Genomic DNA, 15,792 nt, shown 5'->3' with positions numbered 1-15,792 from the left:
GGGTGGTGTTGGTGTTGAGGCGGCCGTTCCACTGCCACAGGAGGCTGCCGCGTCCGGTGGTGCAGCGGTCGCCCTTGAGGCCGGTTTCGGAATTCTCGCGCAGGCAGTCCCCGTAGCGGTAGTTCGCGAAGCGGCTGGTGTGGGTGGCAGCCGAGGCGGATGTGGGGATGAGGAGAGGGAGAGCGAGGCCGGCTGCGGCGATGACACAGCGAGCCACCGGGGGCGCTCGGCGGCCGTCCTCCTGAGCTGCGACACTCTGCACGTGATCTATCCCGCGACAGACCAGCTGTCCTCCGCTGAACGCGCCTTCATGATCAACGCCACGGAGATCGACATCCTCCCCGGCGTCTGGGGTGACCTCGACGAGCCGCTGGTCTCGGGGCCTGCCTCGGCTCTCGTCCCGATCCTCCTTCCCCTCGTCGACAGAGGATGGATTGAAGTGTGCCGGGTCATTCCCTGGACAGCGCCGGATGGCACTCTCGGAGAGCAGCCCGGTCCCCCCATCCCGAAGCAGGACCTTCCCGCTGTCCTGGCGGACGCCGAGAACTGGGAGTACCCGCAATCCGGCGCATGGCTGGGGTGCCTCACACTGACCCTCACCGAAGACGGGCAGAGCATTCCCCGCTGACACTCAGTCTCAACGGCACCCCTCCGCTCTCTACAGGATCCTCCGCGACTACCGCCTCAAAGACGAAGGCATTCACCATGCCGTGTTCGGCATCGCCCGCTTGCATAGCCTCGTCCTCGCCGGATGAGGCGCAGCGTCGCTGGTCAATCGGCATGCCGTAGATCATTTACGGGACAGCTCTCAGCAGGGCGAAGGCCGGGTCCTCGGCCGGCAGATCCGGGGGGTCCATGGCAGCCACCCCGGCCGCCGCGGTGAGCGCCTCCCAGGAGAGCAGTTGCCCGGCCTGCTGCTGGAGCAGAGCAACATGATCGGCCTTGAGTCGCATCCCGGCATCGGCCCAGGGCTTCAGCCAGGGAAACAGAGCAAGGAGGCGGTGGGCACGGTGCAGACTGGCCGCCGCGCTGCGCCACTGGCCCACGACCGAGTTGCGTACCTGCTGGGCCTCTCGCCGTGCACGCCAGTCGTCCTCCTCTTCCTCTTCCGCGTCGGGGCCTTCCCGGTCGTCCTGCGGGGCCTGCTGGAGCAGGGCGGTGCCTTCGAGGTTAACCGCGGCCACTGACACGGCAGCCCGGTGAACTCACGGGCCCAGGCCTCATGCTGCCTGGCACGGCCCTCGCAGCAGCATGCCGCTGCCGCGGGCCATCGCGTGGTACGTGTGTTGCGGACGATGGGGAGAACTCGATCGCACGCGGGACAACCGCGATCTCTCGGCTTAACTCCACGATGCGGGTATGCGCATCCGCGCATCCGGTTCCCGCAGGCCAGGAGCGCGCAGGACGGGTGGGAGCCCCCGGAACAGGGCGCATGGCAACAGGCCGATAGGTGACAGATCCGGGTGACACGACGTCAACCTTGCGCCCCCTGCAGCGTTTTGCCCCGCTGGCGCCTTTCCTTGTGGTGAGGGCCGCCTTCGGGCGGTCGCCCGAAGGCGGCGGACGGAGACGGCGTGGGAACACTGACGGATGCGGCACCGGTACTTGCTGCCGCCGCTGCCGGACTGGCAGCCGGGCACGGCCGCGGAGCGAACCTGTGGGGACTCCTCAAAGAGGCCATCCGCCGCCGCGAAGCCGTACGCACCGAGAGGGAACGGCATGCCGGGCTGGTAGCCCTGGTGCAGCGTCTCCCACCGGGCAGTCGCCTCATCGTGCGCCAGGGACCGGGCGGCCGCCGCAGCGTGGAGGTCCGCACCGAGCCCTGCCCGCCGGCCCCCGACCAGTGCGGCACACCGTGACCGGCGTGCAACCCCGCCCGCGGGCGACCGGGTTCGAGGCGTTCTTCCTCTGCTACGAACCGCGCGTGCGCCGCTATCTCTTCGCCCGCGGGGCTCGCAACGATGTGCTCGAAGAGGCGGCCCAGACAACCATGGAAGAAGCACTGCGTTCCTGGCCCTGCCTCCAAGAGCATCCGAAGCCGCAGGCATGGCTGTTCACGGTGGCTGCGCAACGGCACGCCAAGATCTACAAGGAGCATTTGCGGCTGGGAGAGCCCACCGATCCCACCGACTTCGACCGCCTTCCGCGCGATGACGCCACCGCATCCTGTGACGACCGGCTCGACCTGCTGCGCAGACTGCGCGACTTACCGGAGCAGCAGCGTGAAGCTGTCGTACTGCGCTGCCTGTTGGATCTGCCTTACGAGGAAGTCGCCGACGCCATGGGAATACAGCCCAGCTCAGCGCGGGGCCATGTCTCCCGCGCTCTGTCCCGCCTCGCCCAGATATACGTCAAAGAGGAAGGGGGATGCACATGAGCATAGAAGAGCGGTTGGCGCAGACGCGTCACGCCCTGGCGCAAATGTGGTCCAACCAGCAGGAAACCGCCGAGCGACTTCAGCAGCTTATGGCCCGCAGCCACCCCGCCACCCCCACGGCGGACACACAGATCGCCACCCCGTCGCAGGCAGCCGCACACCTCACCAGCGAACCAGCCGATGTCGATGAACAACAGCTCGTGCTCTGCACAGCAGCCGTTCAGACAGCAAGCCGTGGGGCCGGGCAGCCGCGCCTGGCTGGACCGGTGGATACCCGCACCGCCCGTCCGGCCGTGGACCGCGACAGCGCCCAGATGATGGACCTCGTCGAGCGCGCCCAGGCCGGCGAGGCTGACGCGTTCGGGCAGCTCTACGACCATTACAGCGATACCGTCTACCGCTACATCTACTACCGGGTGGGCCAGAAGACGACCGCCGAGGACCTCACCAGCGAGACGTTCCTGCGCGCCCTGCGCCGCATCGGCACGTTCACCTGGCAGGGCCGCGATTTCGGCGCCTGGCTGGTCACCATCGCCCGCAACCTGATCGCCGACCACTTCAAGTCGGGCCGTTTCCGCCTGGAGGTCACCACCGGCGAGCTGCTTGAGGCCGATGAGGTCGAGTCCTCCGCGGAGGACCGTGTGTTGCTGCTGCTGCCGAACGCTGATCTGCTCAATGCCGTTCGCCGGCTCGGCCCGCGGCAGCAGGAGTGTGTCACCCTCCGTTTCCTCCAGGGGCTCTCGCTCGCCGAGACCGCCCGCGTGATGGGCACAAGCGAGGGCGCCATCAAGACCCTCCAGTACCGCGCCATCCGCACCCTCACCAGATTGCTACCGGACGACGCCCACTGATCGTCGCGGGTCATTCGCGGCCAGTCGCAGAGAGTTCCGGATGCCGGTGCCCGGGTGATGCCCTCCCTGCGCGGCTGCCCGGGGGTGCGTGGCGCCTCCGCGCACGGGAGGCAAGCATGGTCACCCAAAGGTGTGACGCCGCGGGACAGAGGCAGAAGGGTCCTCCTCTAACGGGGTGGTGTCATATGCGAGTTGCCCAGGACGCTGGGCAACTCGCAGGTCAAGCCAGGGGAGAGGGCAGCGTCGGGCATGGCGGAGATGGGCTGGAGTGAGCAAGGGCTGTGCAGGACGGCTGACCCCGATGCCCTGTTCGTCGAGGGCGCCGCGCAAAACCGCGCCAAAGCGCTGTGCGGCGGCTGCGGCGTTCGGACCGAGTGCCTCGTCTATGCCCTGGACCAGTGCATTGAATGCGGGGTGTGGGGAGGCATGACCGAGCGAGAGCGCCGGGCTCTGCTGCGGCGACGGCCGACGGTCGCGTTCTGGCGGCGCCTGCTGGAAACGGCCCGCGTGGAGCACGGCCGCGACCCAGTCGTCACGCCTGCCATCCCGCAGGCGAGGTGATGTCCCCGCATCTCGGGTTGCACCGAGAGCGCCGACGAATGGCTTCGCTCAGCTCAGTTGGATCTGCTGTCCGGACTGCACGCTCAACCGCCGGGGAGAACTGACCATGACCGAAGCTCGTGTGACGCCGTCGGCGATGACGCGGACCGGAAGACTGTCGCCCATGAGCGGGCTGAGCTAAGAGAGTTCGTCACGGGGCTGAGCCCGGACGACGTCAGGTCAGGCGACTGGTTCAGCAAGCTCAGCACCCAGGCCCTGAGTTCCTACACCAATACCGTCAACTGGCAGTACGTTCAGGAGCGGTATGAGGACCTGCCCGCGGACGCCATCGTCGACATTCGGATCAAGATGGCGGCCCGGTATGCCGCACTCGAGGCGGGCTCTCTGCCAGCGACTACACGCTGACCATCGCCGCGATCATCGGCCCCCGTGGTGGTGCCTCGCCCTTGACTACGGATTAGGTACGCCGGGTTGTTGGGACCCGCACATTCTCCACTCCTGCTCCCATGCAACATCATCGCGTAGGGCCGGAAGGTCACTCCGGGCCAGGACGGGCGGCTGGTGGGGCGGGCTGGGTGAGGATTGCGGTGACGGCCTGGTCGAGGGTGACGGTTGGGTGACCGAGGACGTGCTGGAGATCGTCGCTCTGTCGCTCCAGTGCGCCGGCACGGACCTGGTCCTCAAGCCAGCCCTGGGCACCGGGCGCGCGGCCGTGCCGGTCTCGGTGGACGACGGGTCTGCCGGAGATACGGCTGAGTGCGTGGGCGAGCTGGCTGTAGGTCCACAGGTTGCCGGTGAAGTCGTAGGCGCGGCCGAGGTGGCAGTCCTCGGTGAGGACACGGGCGGCGGCCTCGGCGAGTTCACTGCGGAAAGCGCTGTTGATGCCACGCCCGCCGGTGCCGCTGGCCAGTTCACCCGAGGCGACGGCGGCGCGCAGGCCCGCGTTGAGGAATGCCTCGCTGTAGTAGGGGTGGCGCAACAACGTGTGGGGCAGCCCGCTTGCGAACAGGGTGCGCTCGGTGGCGTGATGAGCTGCGGTGACACCGTGGGCCTGAGTGTCGGCACCCAGAAAACTGGTGTAGATGATCGCCCCGACTCCGGCGGTGCGGGCCGCCTCGATGGCTGCCTGGTGCTGGCCGGCGCGGCGGGAGGGTTCCAGCTCCGGAGAGGAGATCAACAGCAGCCGGTCGGCCCCCTTGAACGCGGTGCGCAGTGTTGCCGGGTCTTCGTAGTCACCGAGGCGGACACGGACCCCGCGAGCGGCGAGATCCTCGACCCCTTTGGGATTGCGCACCGCGGCAACGATGCGATCAGCGGGGCACTGGGCCAGCAACTGGTCGATGACCAGTCGGCCGAAAGCCCCCGAAGCGGCCGACACAACAATCATCCACAACTCCCTCACCGTGGTGTAGCCGTCGCCGACGCGGCGGTTCGTGACCGCTCGGTCCGGACGTCCGGCTCACCATCGATGAACAGCGAACCGCGCGTCAAAGCCTTTTCCAAGCCCCAGGATCCTGAGCCTGGAAAGAGCGCCTGCCTGGCTCTTCGTCCAGCTGCCCAGTGCCACGGTGTGCACCGACTAGGGTGATGGCCGACGACTGCGATGCAGAGCGTGCAGGGTTTGTGTGTCGGGTGTCGAGGGGGAGCTGTTCATGGGGGGCGACTGGAAGATCGCCGACTGGGTGCGCGGCTGGTCGTCGTCGGACGGCTGGGTGTGTGCCGACTGCGTCGGTGACGAACATCTGGCCACTGCCCTGCGCTCGGCGCACGAACCGGATACCGGCTGCGATTTCTGATCGATGAGATCGTCCGCGAGGGCGCTCGACGGATGCCGACCGTTGCCCTGGAGGCAGAGGTGGACCAGTACATAACCGAGCTCGGCGGGCAGCGTGACGGGGCCGGTCGCCGACTGGTGGTCCGCAACGGCCGGCACCGGCCGCGCACTGTGGCCCTGGCTGCTGGGCCCCTCGAGGTGGCCGCCCCGCGCGTGAACGACAAGCGGGTCGACGAGACGACGGGCGAACGTCAGCGGTTCTCCTCGAAGATCCTGGCGCCGTGGTGCCGGAAGTCCCCGAAGATCAGCGAGGTGCTGCCGCTGCTCTATCTCCACGGCCTGTTGTCGGGCGACTTCGTGCCCGTGATGGAACAGTTCCTGGGCTCCTCGGCCGGGCTGTCGCCGGCTACGGTGACCCGGCTGACGCAGCAGTGGACCGCCGACCACGCCGCCTTCCAGCGCGGTGACCTGGCCGAATCCGACTACGTCTACGTCAGGGCCGACGCCGTCCATCCCAAGATCTGCTTGTCCCAGACGCATTCCTGCCTCCTGGTCCTGATGGGCGTCCGCGTCGACGGCGCCAAGGAACTCATCGCGATCACCGGGGGTCTGCGCGAGTCCACCGAGTCCTGGGCGGACCTGCTGCGCGACTGTCGGCGGCGCGGGCTGTGCGACCCGATGCTCGTGGTTGGCGACGGTGTGATGGGCCTGTGGAGGGCGCTGGCGGAGGTGTTTCCGCAGGCCAGGCACCAGAGGTGTTGGGTTCACAAAACAAGGAACGTCTCGAACTCGCTGCCGAAGTCCGCGCTGTCCGGCGCGAAGAAGGCTCTGCAGGAGACCTGCAACGCCGAGGATCGCACCCACGCCGAGAAGGCGATCGAGGCGTTCGCGAAGACCTACGGCGCAAAGTTCCCCAAGGCCGTCGCGAAGATCACCGAGGACCGGGACGAACCACTCGCGTTCTACGACTTCCCCGCAGAGCACTGGATCCATCTACGGACCACCAACCCCATTGAGTCCACGTTCTCCACGGTCAAGCTCCGCACCGAGGTCACGCGAGGCGCGGGCAGCCCGGTGGCCGTGCTCGCGATGGTGTTCAAGCTGGTCGAGTCCGCTCAGGCGCGATGGCCCGCGATCACCGGAGCCCACCTGGTGTCCCTGGTCCGCGCCGGCGCACGGTTCGAGAACGGCGTCCTGGTCGAGCGCGAGGAGCAGGCCGCATGAACGTCGACGACATCCTGAGCAACCCGGACGAGCACGTCCGCTTCGTGGCCTACCTCGACAAGTTGGAGCACGTTGCCGACACGGACGAGGTCGACCTGGTCAGCCGCGTACTCACAGATCGGGACCAGACGATGGCCCAGTCCGCCGTGCTGCGGCACCTGGACCGTCGAGCCGCCAACCTCTACCCCGGCCCCGCTTACGATGAGTGGGCGCAGACGATGACCCAGGCCACGATCGACCGCCCCTTCCTGACTCAGCGCTTGCGGGAGTGGTCGCTCTTCCGCGCCATCACGCTCAAGCTGCCCTGGCAGCCGGACGACCTGCTCGCGTCATCCAACTGGCTCCAGCTCAAGACCGCCGCCGGGACGAACACGGTCGCCGTCGAGCTCCTCGCCGAAGTCGGCCGCACGAAGCGGATCCGCAACACCGCCAGGATCGGCCTCACCCACCACGGCGAGTGAAATCAGCTCACCCACAACTCTTGACTATTGCTCCTTTTCGCGTCAGGTGCCCTCTTGCTGTCTGACGAAGCGCTCATGCTGGCTGACTTTGAAGATCCAGCACAATCATCCGCGTCTCGTCGAGTCGTCCTGAAGAACGTCACGGCAGGCCTTCGCCAGGACAGCGCCTGGCATGGTGGTGAACCGTGCCAGGTCGCTGCTCCAGAGGGACGGGGTGGACGCATGCGTGCGTCAGGAACGGAGACGGGGGAGGGGGCCTGGTCCCGCTGTGATCAGCGCCAGCCCAGGGCCGGAGCGACGTGGGTCAGGATGCTCTCGATCACGTGGGCGTTGTAGGCGACTCCGAGCTGGTTCGGCACGGTGAGGAGGAGGGTGTCGGCGGCGGCGACCGCTTCGTCGTCGGCGAGTTGCTTGACCAGCATGTCGGGCTCGGCGGCGTAGGAACGGCCGAAGATCGCGCGGGTGTTGGCGTCGATGTAGCCGATCTGGTCCTTGGAATTGCCCTCACGGCCGAAGTAGGCGCGGTCACGGTCGTCGACCAGCGCGAAGATGCTGCGGCTGACCGAAACCCGCGGTTCGCGGGCGTGCCCGGCCTCCCGCCAGGCCTCACGGTAAGCCTCGATCTGCTTGCGCTGCTGGACGTGCAGCGGTTCGCCGCTCTCGTCGTCCTTGAGGGTCGAGCTCTGCAGGTTCATGCCGAGCGTGGCCGCCCATGCCGCTGTGGCATTCGAGCCGGAGCCCCACCAGATACGGTCCCTGAGCCCTTCGGAGTGGGGCTCGATGCGCAGCAGCCCCGGCGGGTTGGAGAACATCGGATTGGGGTTGGGCTCCGCGAATCCGTCGCCCGTCAGTACGTCGAGGAGCCGCTCGGTGTGGGTGCGCGCCATGTCGGCGTCAGTGGCCCCCTCCGCCGGAAGATGCCCGAAGTGACGCCAGCCGTCGATGACCTGCTCCGGGGATCCCCGGCTGAGGCCGAGCTGCAGTCGGCCACCGGAGATCAGGTCCGCGGCTCCGGCGTCCTCGGCCATGTACAGCGGGTTCTCGTAGCGCATGTCGATCACGCCGGTGCCGATCTCGATCCGGCTGGTACGTGCGCCGATGGCGGCGAGCAGCGGGAACGGCGAGGCGTACTGCCGTGCGAAGTGATGGACGCGGAAGTACGCGCCGTCGGCGCCCAGCTCCTCCGCGGCGACCGCGAGGTCGATCGCCTGGAGAAGGGAATCCGCTGCCGAGCGCGTTTGCGAGTACGGCGACGGCGTCCAGTGTCCGAAGGACAGGAACCCGATCTTTTTCATACCGCTTTCAACAATCGAGGTCGGCGTTCATTCCCCGCCGATGCTTGCGGTCGCGCGGAGCGGGGGCGGGCGTGACGTGCTGAGCCCGGCCGCGGCGACGGTGCTGGTCACGATCCCGCACATGCGGCTGCGACCGGCACATTTCACCGTAGGGCCTCCGCCGCCCTCCCCACCGGTGAGCCCTCTGTGTGGATACCTCATGTGGCGGGCCTTCGGCGACCACCACTGTTTGGCGGGCTCCGGTCCCATTCATGTGCGGCGACAAACGAGTAGGGCCAGCCGGGCACGAACTGGCCCGAGGACCGACCCCCTCCGGGGCCGTGCGGCGGCGGGGCTGATGCGGGCTGCCGCAGCGTCGTGCCGCCTTTCGCGGTCAGCAGACTCGGTGATACGGCAGTTCGGGCACGAGGTCGTGCCAGCGCTTCGGGCTCACTGAAGGGACGGCCGTTGCATCAGCGCCAGCCGTCATCGACGGTGTGCGGCAGCTTGTTCGGCCCCCCGGCCGCATCTGCTGCGGGTGGGTCGTTGCTCGGCACAGTACGCCGGGCACTGCCAGGGATCGTGGTCATGCCAGTAGGCCGTACTTTGCAGGTTTCTTGACGAAACCCCAGGACTGGAAGGTGAAGCCAGGGCAATGAGCCAGGGGTGAAACGTTTCGCGATCGTCGCTCTGACTCTGGTCGCCGGTATGGCGGCGGCCGTTGCTGCAGTCGGTCTCTCGCCCTGGTGGGGCCTGGCAGCTGTCCCGCTCATCCTGCCAGGTCTGCTTGGTGTGGTGGACCTGCTGCAGCGTCGGCATTCGGTGCTGCGCAACTATCCTGTTGTGGGGCATGCCCGCTTTCTCATGGAGCGGATCCGCCCGGAGCTGCAGCAGTACTTCATCGAGCGGAACTTCGATGGGCGACCCTTCGACCGGGATGTCCGCACCATCGTCTACGAACGGGCGAAGGGCACCGACGCCGAGCAGCCGTACGGCACCGAACGGGACGTGTATCAGCCCGGTTACGAGTTCCTGGTGCCGTCGATGGCTCCGTGCCCGGTGCCGAAGACGCCTCCGCGGGTGCGGATCGGCGGCCCCGATTGCAGCCGCCCCTACGACATGGCGTTGCTGAACGTGTCGGCCATGAGCTTCGGTTCGCTGTCGGCCAATGCGATCCTCGCTCTCAATGGTGGCGCGGCGGCTGGTGGCTTCGCTCACGACACCGGTGAAGGCGGTCTGTCGGAGTACCACCTGCGGCCGGGCGGGGATCTGGTCTGGGAGATCGGCACCGGATACTTCGGCTGCCGCACCGAGGACGGCGCGTTCGACCCTGCCGAGTTCGCCGACAAGGCAGCGCACGAGCACGTCAAGTGTGTGTCCCTGAAGCTTTCGCAGGGCGCCAAACCGGGCATCGGTGGGGTCCTGCCGGGAGCTAAGGTCAATAGCGAGATAGCGAAAGTACGGGATGTGCCGCAGGGGCGGACTGTGATCTCGCCGCCGTATCACCGGGTGTTCTCCACCCCGCGCGAACTGGTCCGCTTCGTCGCACGGATGCGGGAGCTGTCCGGGGGCAAGCCGACCGGATTCAAACTGTGCGTGGGCTCGCGCCGACAGTTCCTCGCCGTGTGCAAGGCCATGCTGGCGGAGGGCACGGCCCCTGACTTCATCATCGTGGACGGAGGTGAGGGCGGTACTGGAGCCGCGCCCCTGGAGTTCGCCGACCACGTGGGAACCCCGCTCACCGAAGGTCTGCTCACGGTGCACAACGCCCTCGTCGGCGCAGGCCTGCGCGACCGCATCAGGATCGGAGCGAGCGGCAAGATCGCCACGGGTACCGATCTGGTGAAACGCCTGGTGCAGGGCGCCGACTACGGCAACGCGGCGCGGGCGATGATGTTCGCCGTCGGCTGCATCCAGGCCCAGCGCTGCCACACCAACACCTGCCCCACCGGCGTGACGACCCAGGACCCCCGACGCGCCCGCGCCCTCGACGTCCGTGACAAGACGCCGCGCGTCCAGCGCTTCCAGGAAGCGACCGTGGCCAGTGCCCTGCAGCTCATGGCGTCCATGGGCGTCACCGATCCCGCCGACCTGCGCCCGCACATGCTGCGCCGGCGCGTCGACCCCTACACCGAGCGCTCCTACGCGGAGTTGTACGAGTGGCTCGAACCGGGGCAGTTGCTCGCTGAGCCGCCTGCCGCCTGGGCGGCCGACTGGACGGCCGCCGACCCCGACCGATTCACCGTCTGACTGGAGGATTCACGTGGCCCGTACCGTCGCCCGCGTCATCGTGGACGCATTGAGCGAACTCGGCGTGCACCAGGTATTTGGCGTGGTGGGAGATGCGCTCAATCCCCTCACGGACGCCATTCGCACCACCGAGAACCTGGAGTGGGTGGGTTGCCGGCACGAGGAGGCGGCGGCGTTCGCCGCGAGCGCCCAGTCGCAGCTCTCGGGCACCCTGGGAGTCTGCATGGGAACGGTCGGACCCGGTTCCGTGCACCTGCTCAACGGGCTGTACGACGCGGCCAAGAGCCACACCCCCGTCCTGGCGATCGCCGGGCAGGTACCGCTCGCCGAACTCGGCACCGACTACTTCCAGGAAGTCGACAACGACGCCCTCTTCAGCGATGTCGCCGTCTTCCGCGCGACCATCACCTCTCCCGACCAACTGCCGCAGATGCTCGAGACGGCGGTACGCCACGCCCTGGGCCGCAAGGGCGTTGCTGTCTTGACCGTGCCCGGCGACTTGGGCGAGCGCGAACTGACCACGGACCGACCGGCCCGGTTCTCCCTGAACCCTCCGCTCAGCCGGCCCGAGGAGGCCGCCGTACGGCGGGCCGCCGAACTCCTGGACCGCTCCGAGCGGGTCACGCTGCTCGTGGGACGGGGCGCACGCGCCGCACGCGAGGACGTACTGGCCCTCGCCGACCGGCTGGCCGCACCCATGGTGCTCACGCTCAAGGCGAAGGAGGGCTTCGAGGGCGACACCAATCCGTTCCAGATCGGCCAGACCGGGCTGATCGGCAACCCGGCCGCCGCATCGGCCCTGCAGGATGCGGACACCCTGCTGCTCCTGGGAACCGACTTCCCCTACCGGGACTGGTATCCGGAGGGGAAGACCGTCATCCAGGTGGACACCGAGCCCGCCCACATCGGGCGGCGGGTACCGGTCGACGTCGGTCTCGTCGGTGACACCGGCGCGACTGTCCGCGACCTCCTCACCCACCTCACCGCCGTACCCGCCGGGACGGACGGTGCGCGGGACCGTTCGCACCTGGGGAAGGCGCGTGAGCGTTTCGAGCAGTGGCGCGAGGGCCAGGCACGGCTGGCCGACCCGGCACACGACCGGGGCCTGCTCGGCCGTATGCGTTCCTCGCTCGACAACCGCACCCACGACATCCGGCCGGAGGCGCTGGCGGCCGTGGTGAACCGGATCGCCGACGACGATGCCGTCTTCACCTCCGACACGGGTATGGCGACGGTGTGGCTCTCGCGGTTCGTCGACATGCGGGGCGAGCGGCGGCTCATCGGCTCCTACAACCTCGGCTCCATGGCCAACGCGATGCCGCACGCGCTGGGCGCCCAGTGCCTGGACCGCCAGCGGCAGGTCGTGGCCTTCTGCGGGGACGGCGGGCTGAGCATGCTCCTCGGTGACCTCATGACACTGAAGACGCACCACCTCCCCGTGAAGCTCGTCGTCTTCGACAACCGGCGTCTGGGCATGGTCAAACTCGAACAGGAACAGGCCGGGCTGCCCGAGTTCGGCACCGTCCTGGACAACCCCGACTTCGCCGCCGTCGCCACCGCCATGGGCATCCCCGGGATCCGTGTGACCGACCCGGCGGACCTGGAGAAGGCCGTGCGCCGCGCCTTCGACACCCACGGGCCGGTGCTGCTCGACGTGCTCACCAATCCGGACGAGATCGCGGTGCCGGCCAAGCCGACTGTCGAGCAGGGCTGGGGGTTCGCCGTGGCCAAAGTCAAGGAGATCGTGCGCAGCCACGGAGACGACAGCACGCTGTGAGGCGACCGTGAAGGCCCGGCACGCCTAGGTGTTGCTGGCCATGACGTTGGTGATGTTCGCGTGGAGGCGCGAGGCGGGAGGGCGGTTTCCGGCGGTGGTGTGAGGTCGGTGGTGGTTGTAGTGGACGTTCCAGACCGTGATCGCCCGGGCTCGCTCTTCCTCGGAGGTCCACTGCCGGGCGTAGAGCAGCTCTTCGGCGAGGATGCGCTGGTTTGGTAGCGCTCGACCTTGACGTTGTGCCGAGCCGTGTAAGGCCTGGTCCGGTGGTGGCGAGAGACCCACGAAGTCAAGGAGCGTGCGAAGACGGCGGCGCAGTAGTTCGCGCCGTTGTCGGTGACCACGCGAACAACCCGGTGGGTGCCGTGGGCGGCGAAGACCGCGCGGGCGCGGCTGAGGAACCCCACGGTGGCAGCGGCCTTCCTCGTCGGGGAGGCGTTCGGTGTAGGCCAGGCGGGAGAATCCGTCGACGGCGGAGTGCAGGTAGATGTACCCGCCCTTGGCGCAGGCGGTCTTCGCACGCTGGGCGGTCCTGGCCTGCTCGGAGCCGCGCCCGTGGGCCCGCCACCCGCCGCCGCCGGGGATGCGTCCGACCTTCTTGACGTCCAGGTGGACCATGTGGCCCGGGTAGCGGGCCACGATCCGTTTCGACGGGCGCCGGGTGGCCGAGCCTTCGGGGTCGAGGAACCGGCGGTGGTTGATGTCCAGACGCGCCAGCCACCGGCCCACAGTACGTTCACTGATGCGTACCCCCTGGTCCATGAGTTCGAGTGCGCTCCTGCGGTCGGACCATTTGTTGTCCCGCCGCAGCTGCTCGATCCGTTCGACGACGTCGGGCGGGGTCTGGGTCGGTGAGGAGTGCGGGGCACTCGGGTGGTCCCCGAGCCCGTCTTCGCCCAGGAGACGCCTGCCTCGGCAGCGACGTGGGCGATCGTACGGGCGCGGCAGCGTTCGATGAGCCGTCGGCGTCCCTCAATGGTCAAAGCAGCGTTCGCATGCGTCACCGGAGCACCTCGGCGCTTCGGCCAGCCGCGATCACTGTGCTAAGAGGGAATGCGATGAGCAGCGCAACAGCGACCAGGAATCCGCTCGACCACAGCGGCCCGATATTTCCGACTGAGGTGTTGAGTGTGGGCGCGGCGATGAGGGGGCCGAAGGCGGCGCCGACGTTGAGTGCCGCCGTCGCGTACGAGCCGGCCATGGTCGAGGCTCCTGCGGCCTCATAGAGGACCCGTGTGATCAGGGTGCTGCCCAGCGCGAACGACAGGGCGCCCTGCACGAACACGAGGGCGAACACGGCGACCGGCTTGTTGGTCAGCAGTGCCAGGGCTGGCCAGCCGATGAGCAGCAGCGGGCCGCCGGCTGCGATGACCAGACCGGGACGCTGGTCGGACAGTCGGCCAGCGATGGTGCCCCCGGCGAAGGAACCGGCGCCGAAGAGCACCAGAACGACCGAGATCCACAACTCTCCCAGCCCGGCGGCGTCGGTCACGACGGGGGCGAGGAAGGTGAAGCTTGCGAATGTGGCTGCGTTCACCAACACGCCTAGTAGCATCATCAGAATCAACGGCGGCCTGGTGAGCTGGGCGAGCTCCGCTTGCAAGGCTGGCCCTTCAGTCACCTCCTGCTTCACGCGTCCCGCCGGGATTGCCTTGAGGATGCCGAGAGCTGCAGGCAGGCAGAGAGCGGCGACGGCCCAGAAGGTGGCCCGCCAGCCGAGCACCGTGTTGAGTACCGACCCGCCAGGGACACCGGTGATCGTGGCCACCGTGGTGCCGGACAGCAGCACGGCCAGCGCACGTCCCTTTTTTGTCGGGTGGGACCAGCTTGGCGGCAGCCGTGAGAGCGACGGCGAGAAACCCTGCGTTCGCGAGTGCGGCGACTACCCGGGTGGTGAACAGGACCAGAAAGCTGGTGGTGATGGCGCCCACGACGCGCGCTGCCGCGAAAGTGAGGATGAACCCGAGAAGGCTGGAGCGCCTGGGCCAGTTGCGGGCGAGCGCGGCCACGAGGGGGGCGCCGATGACCATGCCGACCGCGAAGGCTGATGTGAGCGTGCCTGCTGTCCCGACTGTGAAAATGTCGCCTATGGCCTCTTCCCGTCCTGGAGGGGGCCCGGCCTGGCCACCCGCCGGTCCTCCTGGTCTCCCAGTGCGCGGCAGGTGAGGGCGGGAAGGAGGCGGCGATTCGGGTAGAGCCGGAGAACGCCGCATCTGCCGCAGTCGCGCAGCGGGCGGGGTTCATCCTCGCCAAGCACACGCACGGCGAGGGCGGGACACGTCTCGACTGGTACATCCGGGACCTGTGCATCGAGACCCAGTGGCGACCTCGCTGCCCCCAAGCTGACATGAGGGCGTTTCGCAACGCGTGACCAGCGATTACGGGACAAGCCTTAAAGGGTGTTGCACAAGGTTGTGTTTGGGCAGGTCAGAGCCTGTGACCGCGGTCTTCTGGTCATAATGCGAGGGCGAGGTTGTGCATGTGGGCGACGGCCTGGACCGCGTGGTGGAGGCCGTCGCCGCGCTGCCGGCAGTCACGGAGGATCTTGTAGTTCTTCATCCGGCCGATCACATGCTCCACCCGTGCACGCACCTTGCGGTGGGCGGCGTTGTCGTCCTCCTCGCCCGGCAGCAGGGGCCGGTGAGGACGTTTGCGGTGCGGCACGACCATCCCGCAGTTGAGGTAGGCGCCATCTGCCAGGACGGTCGCGCCCTGGCAGTGTCCGCTCAGCCCGGAGGCCCGCCAGGCGTGTGCGTCGGCGGTGGTGCCCGGCACCGGGCGGGCGGCGGCAATCACAAGGCGGGTGTCGGCATCGACGATGACCTGCACGTTCGCGGAGAACCGGTAGTTGCGTGACGATGAGCCGACGTTCCTGTCGCGGACCGGAACCAGGGTGCCGTCCACGATCCACAACCGGTCCTCCGCATCGGTCGTGCGGGAGACGGGCTCGAGCGCCAGCAGCGGGCCAAGCCGCTGGATGACCCGGCAGACCGTGGAGGAAGAGACCCCGAACAACGGGCCCAGCTGCCGCATCGTCAGGTTCGTGCGGTAGTACACCGCCACCATCAGCACCCGCTCGGCCAACGGCAACGACCACGGCCGGCCCCGCAAGGTGCCGTTGCCGCCCCGCTCCCGCACCACCTTCAACAGACCCGAGAACTGCGTCACCCGCAGCCCCGTGAACGTCTCCACCCACACTCGCTCAGCACGTAAGACCCCGGCCATACATGGGAGATGCCCAGTTCA

Annotated in this window: 14 protein-coding genes and 4 pseudogenes; 11 read left to right on the top strand and 7 right to left on the bottom strand. The window is 68.2% G+C overall.

Annotated elements, in window-relative coordinates:
• Positions 1 to 262, bottom strand: a pseudogene (locus AQI94_RS32405) (hypothetical protein); the annotation flags it as partial.
• On the opposite strand from AQI94_RS32405, the gene AQI94_RS32400 reads away from it, so the two are divergent.
• Both AQI94_RS32400 and AQI94_RS45970 read left to right on the top strand, forming a co-directional pair.
• The gene (locus AQI94_RS32400) at positions 263 to 628 is read left to right on the top strand and encodes a hypothetical protein (RefSeq protein WP_031043782.1); all 366 of its coding nucleotides are present in this window, start codon (positions 263 to 265) and stop codon (positions 626 to 628) included.
• Between the two features lie 31 nt (positions 629 to 659).
• Positions 660 to 755 (top strand): annotated as a pseudogene (locus AQI94_RS45970) (IS5/IS1182 family transposase); the annotation flags it as partial.
• 39 nt (positions 756 to 794) lie between these two features.
• Here the strand turns inward: AQI94_RS45970 and AQI94_RS32395 are convergent.
• Positions 795 to 1,184: a hypothetical protein gene (locus AQI94_RS32395; RefSeq protein WP_159050650.1), complete on the bottom strand. Its 390-nt coding sequence runs from the start codon at positions 1,182 to 1,184 to the stop codon at positions 795 to 797.
• A gap of 680 nt (positions 1,185 to 1,864) precedes the next feature.
• On the opposite strand from AQI94_RS32395, the gene AQI94_RS44810 reads away from it, so the two are divergent.
• The 4 genes from AQI94_RS44810 (at position 1,865) to AQI94_RS32375 (ending at position 4,194) form a co-directional block, all read left to right on the top strand.
• A complete protein-coding gene (locus tag AQI94_RS44810) occupies positions 1,865 to 2,377 on the top strand; it encodes an RNA polymerase sigma factor (RefSeq protein ID WP_158806236.1) in 513 nt (170 codons plus the stop codon).
• 89 nt (positions 2,378 to 2,466) lie between these two features.
• The gene (locus tag AQI94_RS32385) at positions 2,467 to 3,228 is read left to right on the top strand and encodes an ECF subfamily RNA polymerase sigma factor, BldN family (RefSeq protein WP_051832105.1); all 762 of its coding nucleotides are present in this window, start codon (positions 2,467 to 2,469) and stop codon (positions 3,226 to 3,228) included.
• Between the two features lie 249 nt (positions 3,229 to 3,477).
• Positions 3,478 to 3,789, top strand: coding sequence for a WhiB family transcriptional regulator (locus AQI94_RS32380; protein WP_404817941.1), 312 nt, complete (start codon positions 3,478 to 3,480; stop codon positions 3,787 to 3,789).
• A 57-nt stretch (positions 3,790 to 3,846) separates the two neighbouring features.
• Positions 3,847 to 4,194 carry a hypothetical protein gene (locus tag AQI94_RS32375; protein ID WP_031043795.1) on the top strand — a complete coding sequence of 116 codons (348 nt, stop codon included), beginning with the start codon at positions 3,847 to 3,849 and terminating at the stop codon, positions 4,192 to 4,194.
• A 130-nt stretch (positions 4,195 to 4,324) separates the two neighbouring features.
• On the opposite strand, the gene AQI94_RS32370 is transcribed toward AQI94_RS32375, so the two are convergent.
• Positions 4,325 to 5,176, bottom strand: a complete 852-nt coding sequence (locus AQI94_RS32370) for an NAD(P)H-binding protein (RefSeq protein WP_199814315.1) — start codon at positions 5,174 to 5,176, stop codon at positions 4,325 to 4,327.
• Positions 5,177 to 5,414: 238 nt separating this feature from the next.
• On the opposite strand from AQI94_RS32370, the gene AQI94_RS44805 reads away from it, so the two are divergent.
• From AQI94_RS44805 to AQI94_RS32360, 3 genes are read left to right on the top strand one after another with little or no spacing between them, the layout of a single operon-like run.
• Positions 5,415 to 5,585 (top strand): hypothetical protein, encoded by a 171-nt coding sequence (locus tag AQI94_RS44805; protein ID WP_158806238.1) that lies wholly within the window; start codon positions 5,415 to 5,417, stop codon positions 5,583 to 5,585.
• Positions 5,573 to 6,787, top strand: a complete 1,215-nt coding sequence (locus tag AQI94_RS32365) for an IS256 family transposase (RefSeq protein ID WP_078902703.1) — start codon at positions 5,573 to 5,575, stop codon at positions 6,785 to 6,787. Before AQI94_RS44805 ends, AQI94_RS32365 begins: the two co-directional genes overlap by 13 nt.
• Positions 6,784 to 7,248, top strand: a complete 465-nt coding sequence (locus tag AQI94_RS32360; protein ID WP_031043800.1) for a hypothetical protein — start codon at positions 6,784 to 6,786, stop codon at positions 7,246 to 7,248. The genes AQI94_RS32365 and AQI94_RS32360 overlap by 4 nt, the downstream gene beginning before the upstream one ends.
• 272 nt (positions 7,249 to 7,520) lie before the next feature.
• Here the strand turns inward: AQI94_RS32360 and AQI94_RS32355 are convergent, their stop codons facing one another.
• Positions 7,521 to 8,543 (bottom strand): LLM class flavin-dependent oxidoreductase, encoded by a 1,023-nt coding sequence (locus AQI94_RS32355; RefSeq protein WP_031043802.1) that lies wholly within the window; start codon positions 8,541 to 8,543, stop codon positions 7,521 to 7,523.
• A gap of 645 nt (positions 8,544 to 9,188) precedes the next feature.
• On the opposite strand from AQI94_RS32355, the gene AQI94_RS32350 reads away from it, so the two are divergent.
• On the top strand, positions 9,189 to 10,772 hold the full coding sequence (locus AQI94_RS32350) for an FMN-binding glutamate synthase family protein (RefSeq protein ID WP_031043806.1): 1,584 nt from the start codon (positions 9,189 to 9,191) through the stop codon (positions 10,770 to 10,772).
• A 13-nt stretch (positions 10,773 to 10,785) separates the two neighbouring features.
• Positions 10,786 to 12,549 carry a thiamine pyrophosphate-dependent enzyme gene (locus AQI94_RS32345; RefSeq protein ID WP_031043811.1) on the top strand — a complete coding sequence of 588 codons (1,764 nt, stop codon included), beginning with the start codon at positions 10,786 to 10,788 and terminating at the stop codon, positions 12,547 to 12,549.
• Between the two features lie 24 nt (positions 12,550 to 12,573).
• Here AQI94_RS32345 and AQI94_RS32340 read toward each other — a convergent pair.
• The 3 genes and pseudogenes from AQI94_RS32340 to AQI94_RS32330 form a co-directional block, all read right to left on the bottom strand.
• Positions 12,574 to 13,550: pseudogene (locus AQI94_RS32340) on the bottom strand (IS481 family transposase).
• Positions 13,547 to 14,636: pseudogene (locus tag AQI94_RS32335) on the bottom strand (Cmx/CmrA family chloramphenicol efflux MFS transporter). The pseudogenes AQI94_RS32340 and AQI94_RS32335 overlap by 4 nt, the downstream one beginning before the upstream one ends.
• 364 nt (positions 14,637 to 15,000) lie before the next feature.
• Positions 15,001 to 15,771: an IS5/IS1182 family transposase gene (locus tag AQI94_RS32330; protein ID WP_031043815.1), complete on the bottom strand. Its 771-nt coding sequence runs from the start codon at positions 15,769 to 15,771 to the stop codon at positions 15,001 to 15,003.
• Positions 15,772 to 15,792 lie beyond the last annotated feature (21 nt).

The organism is Streptomyces pseudovenezuelae, from assembly GCF_001513955.1.
Lineage (GTDB): Bacteria > Actinomycetota > Actinomycetes > Streptomycetales > Streptomycetaceae > Streptomyces > Streptomyces pseudovenezuelae.
Note: the sequence above shows the minus strand (reverse complement) of the source record. Positions and strands in the feature narration are given on the sequence as shown.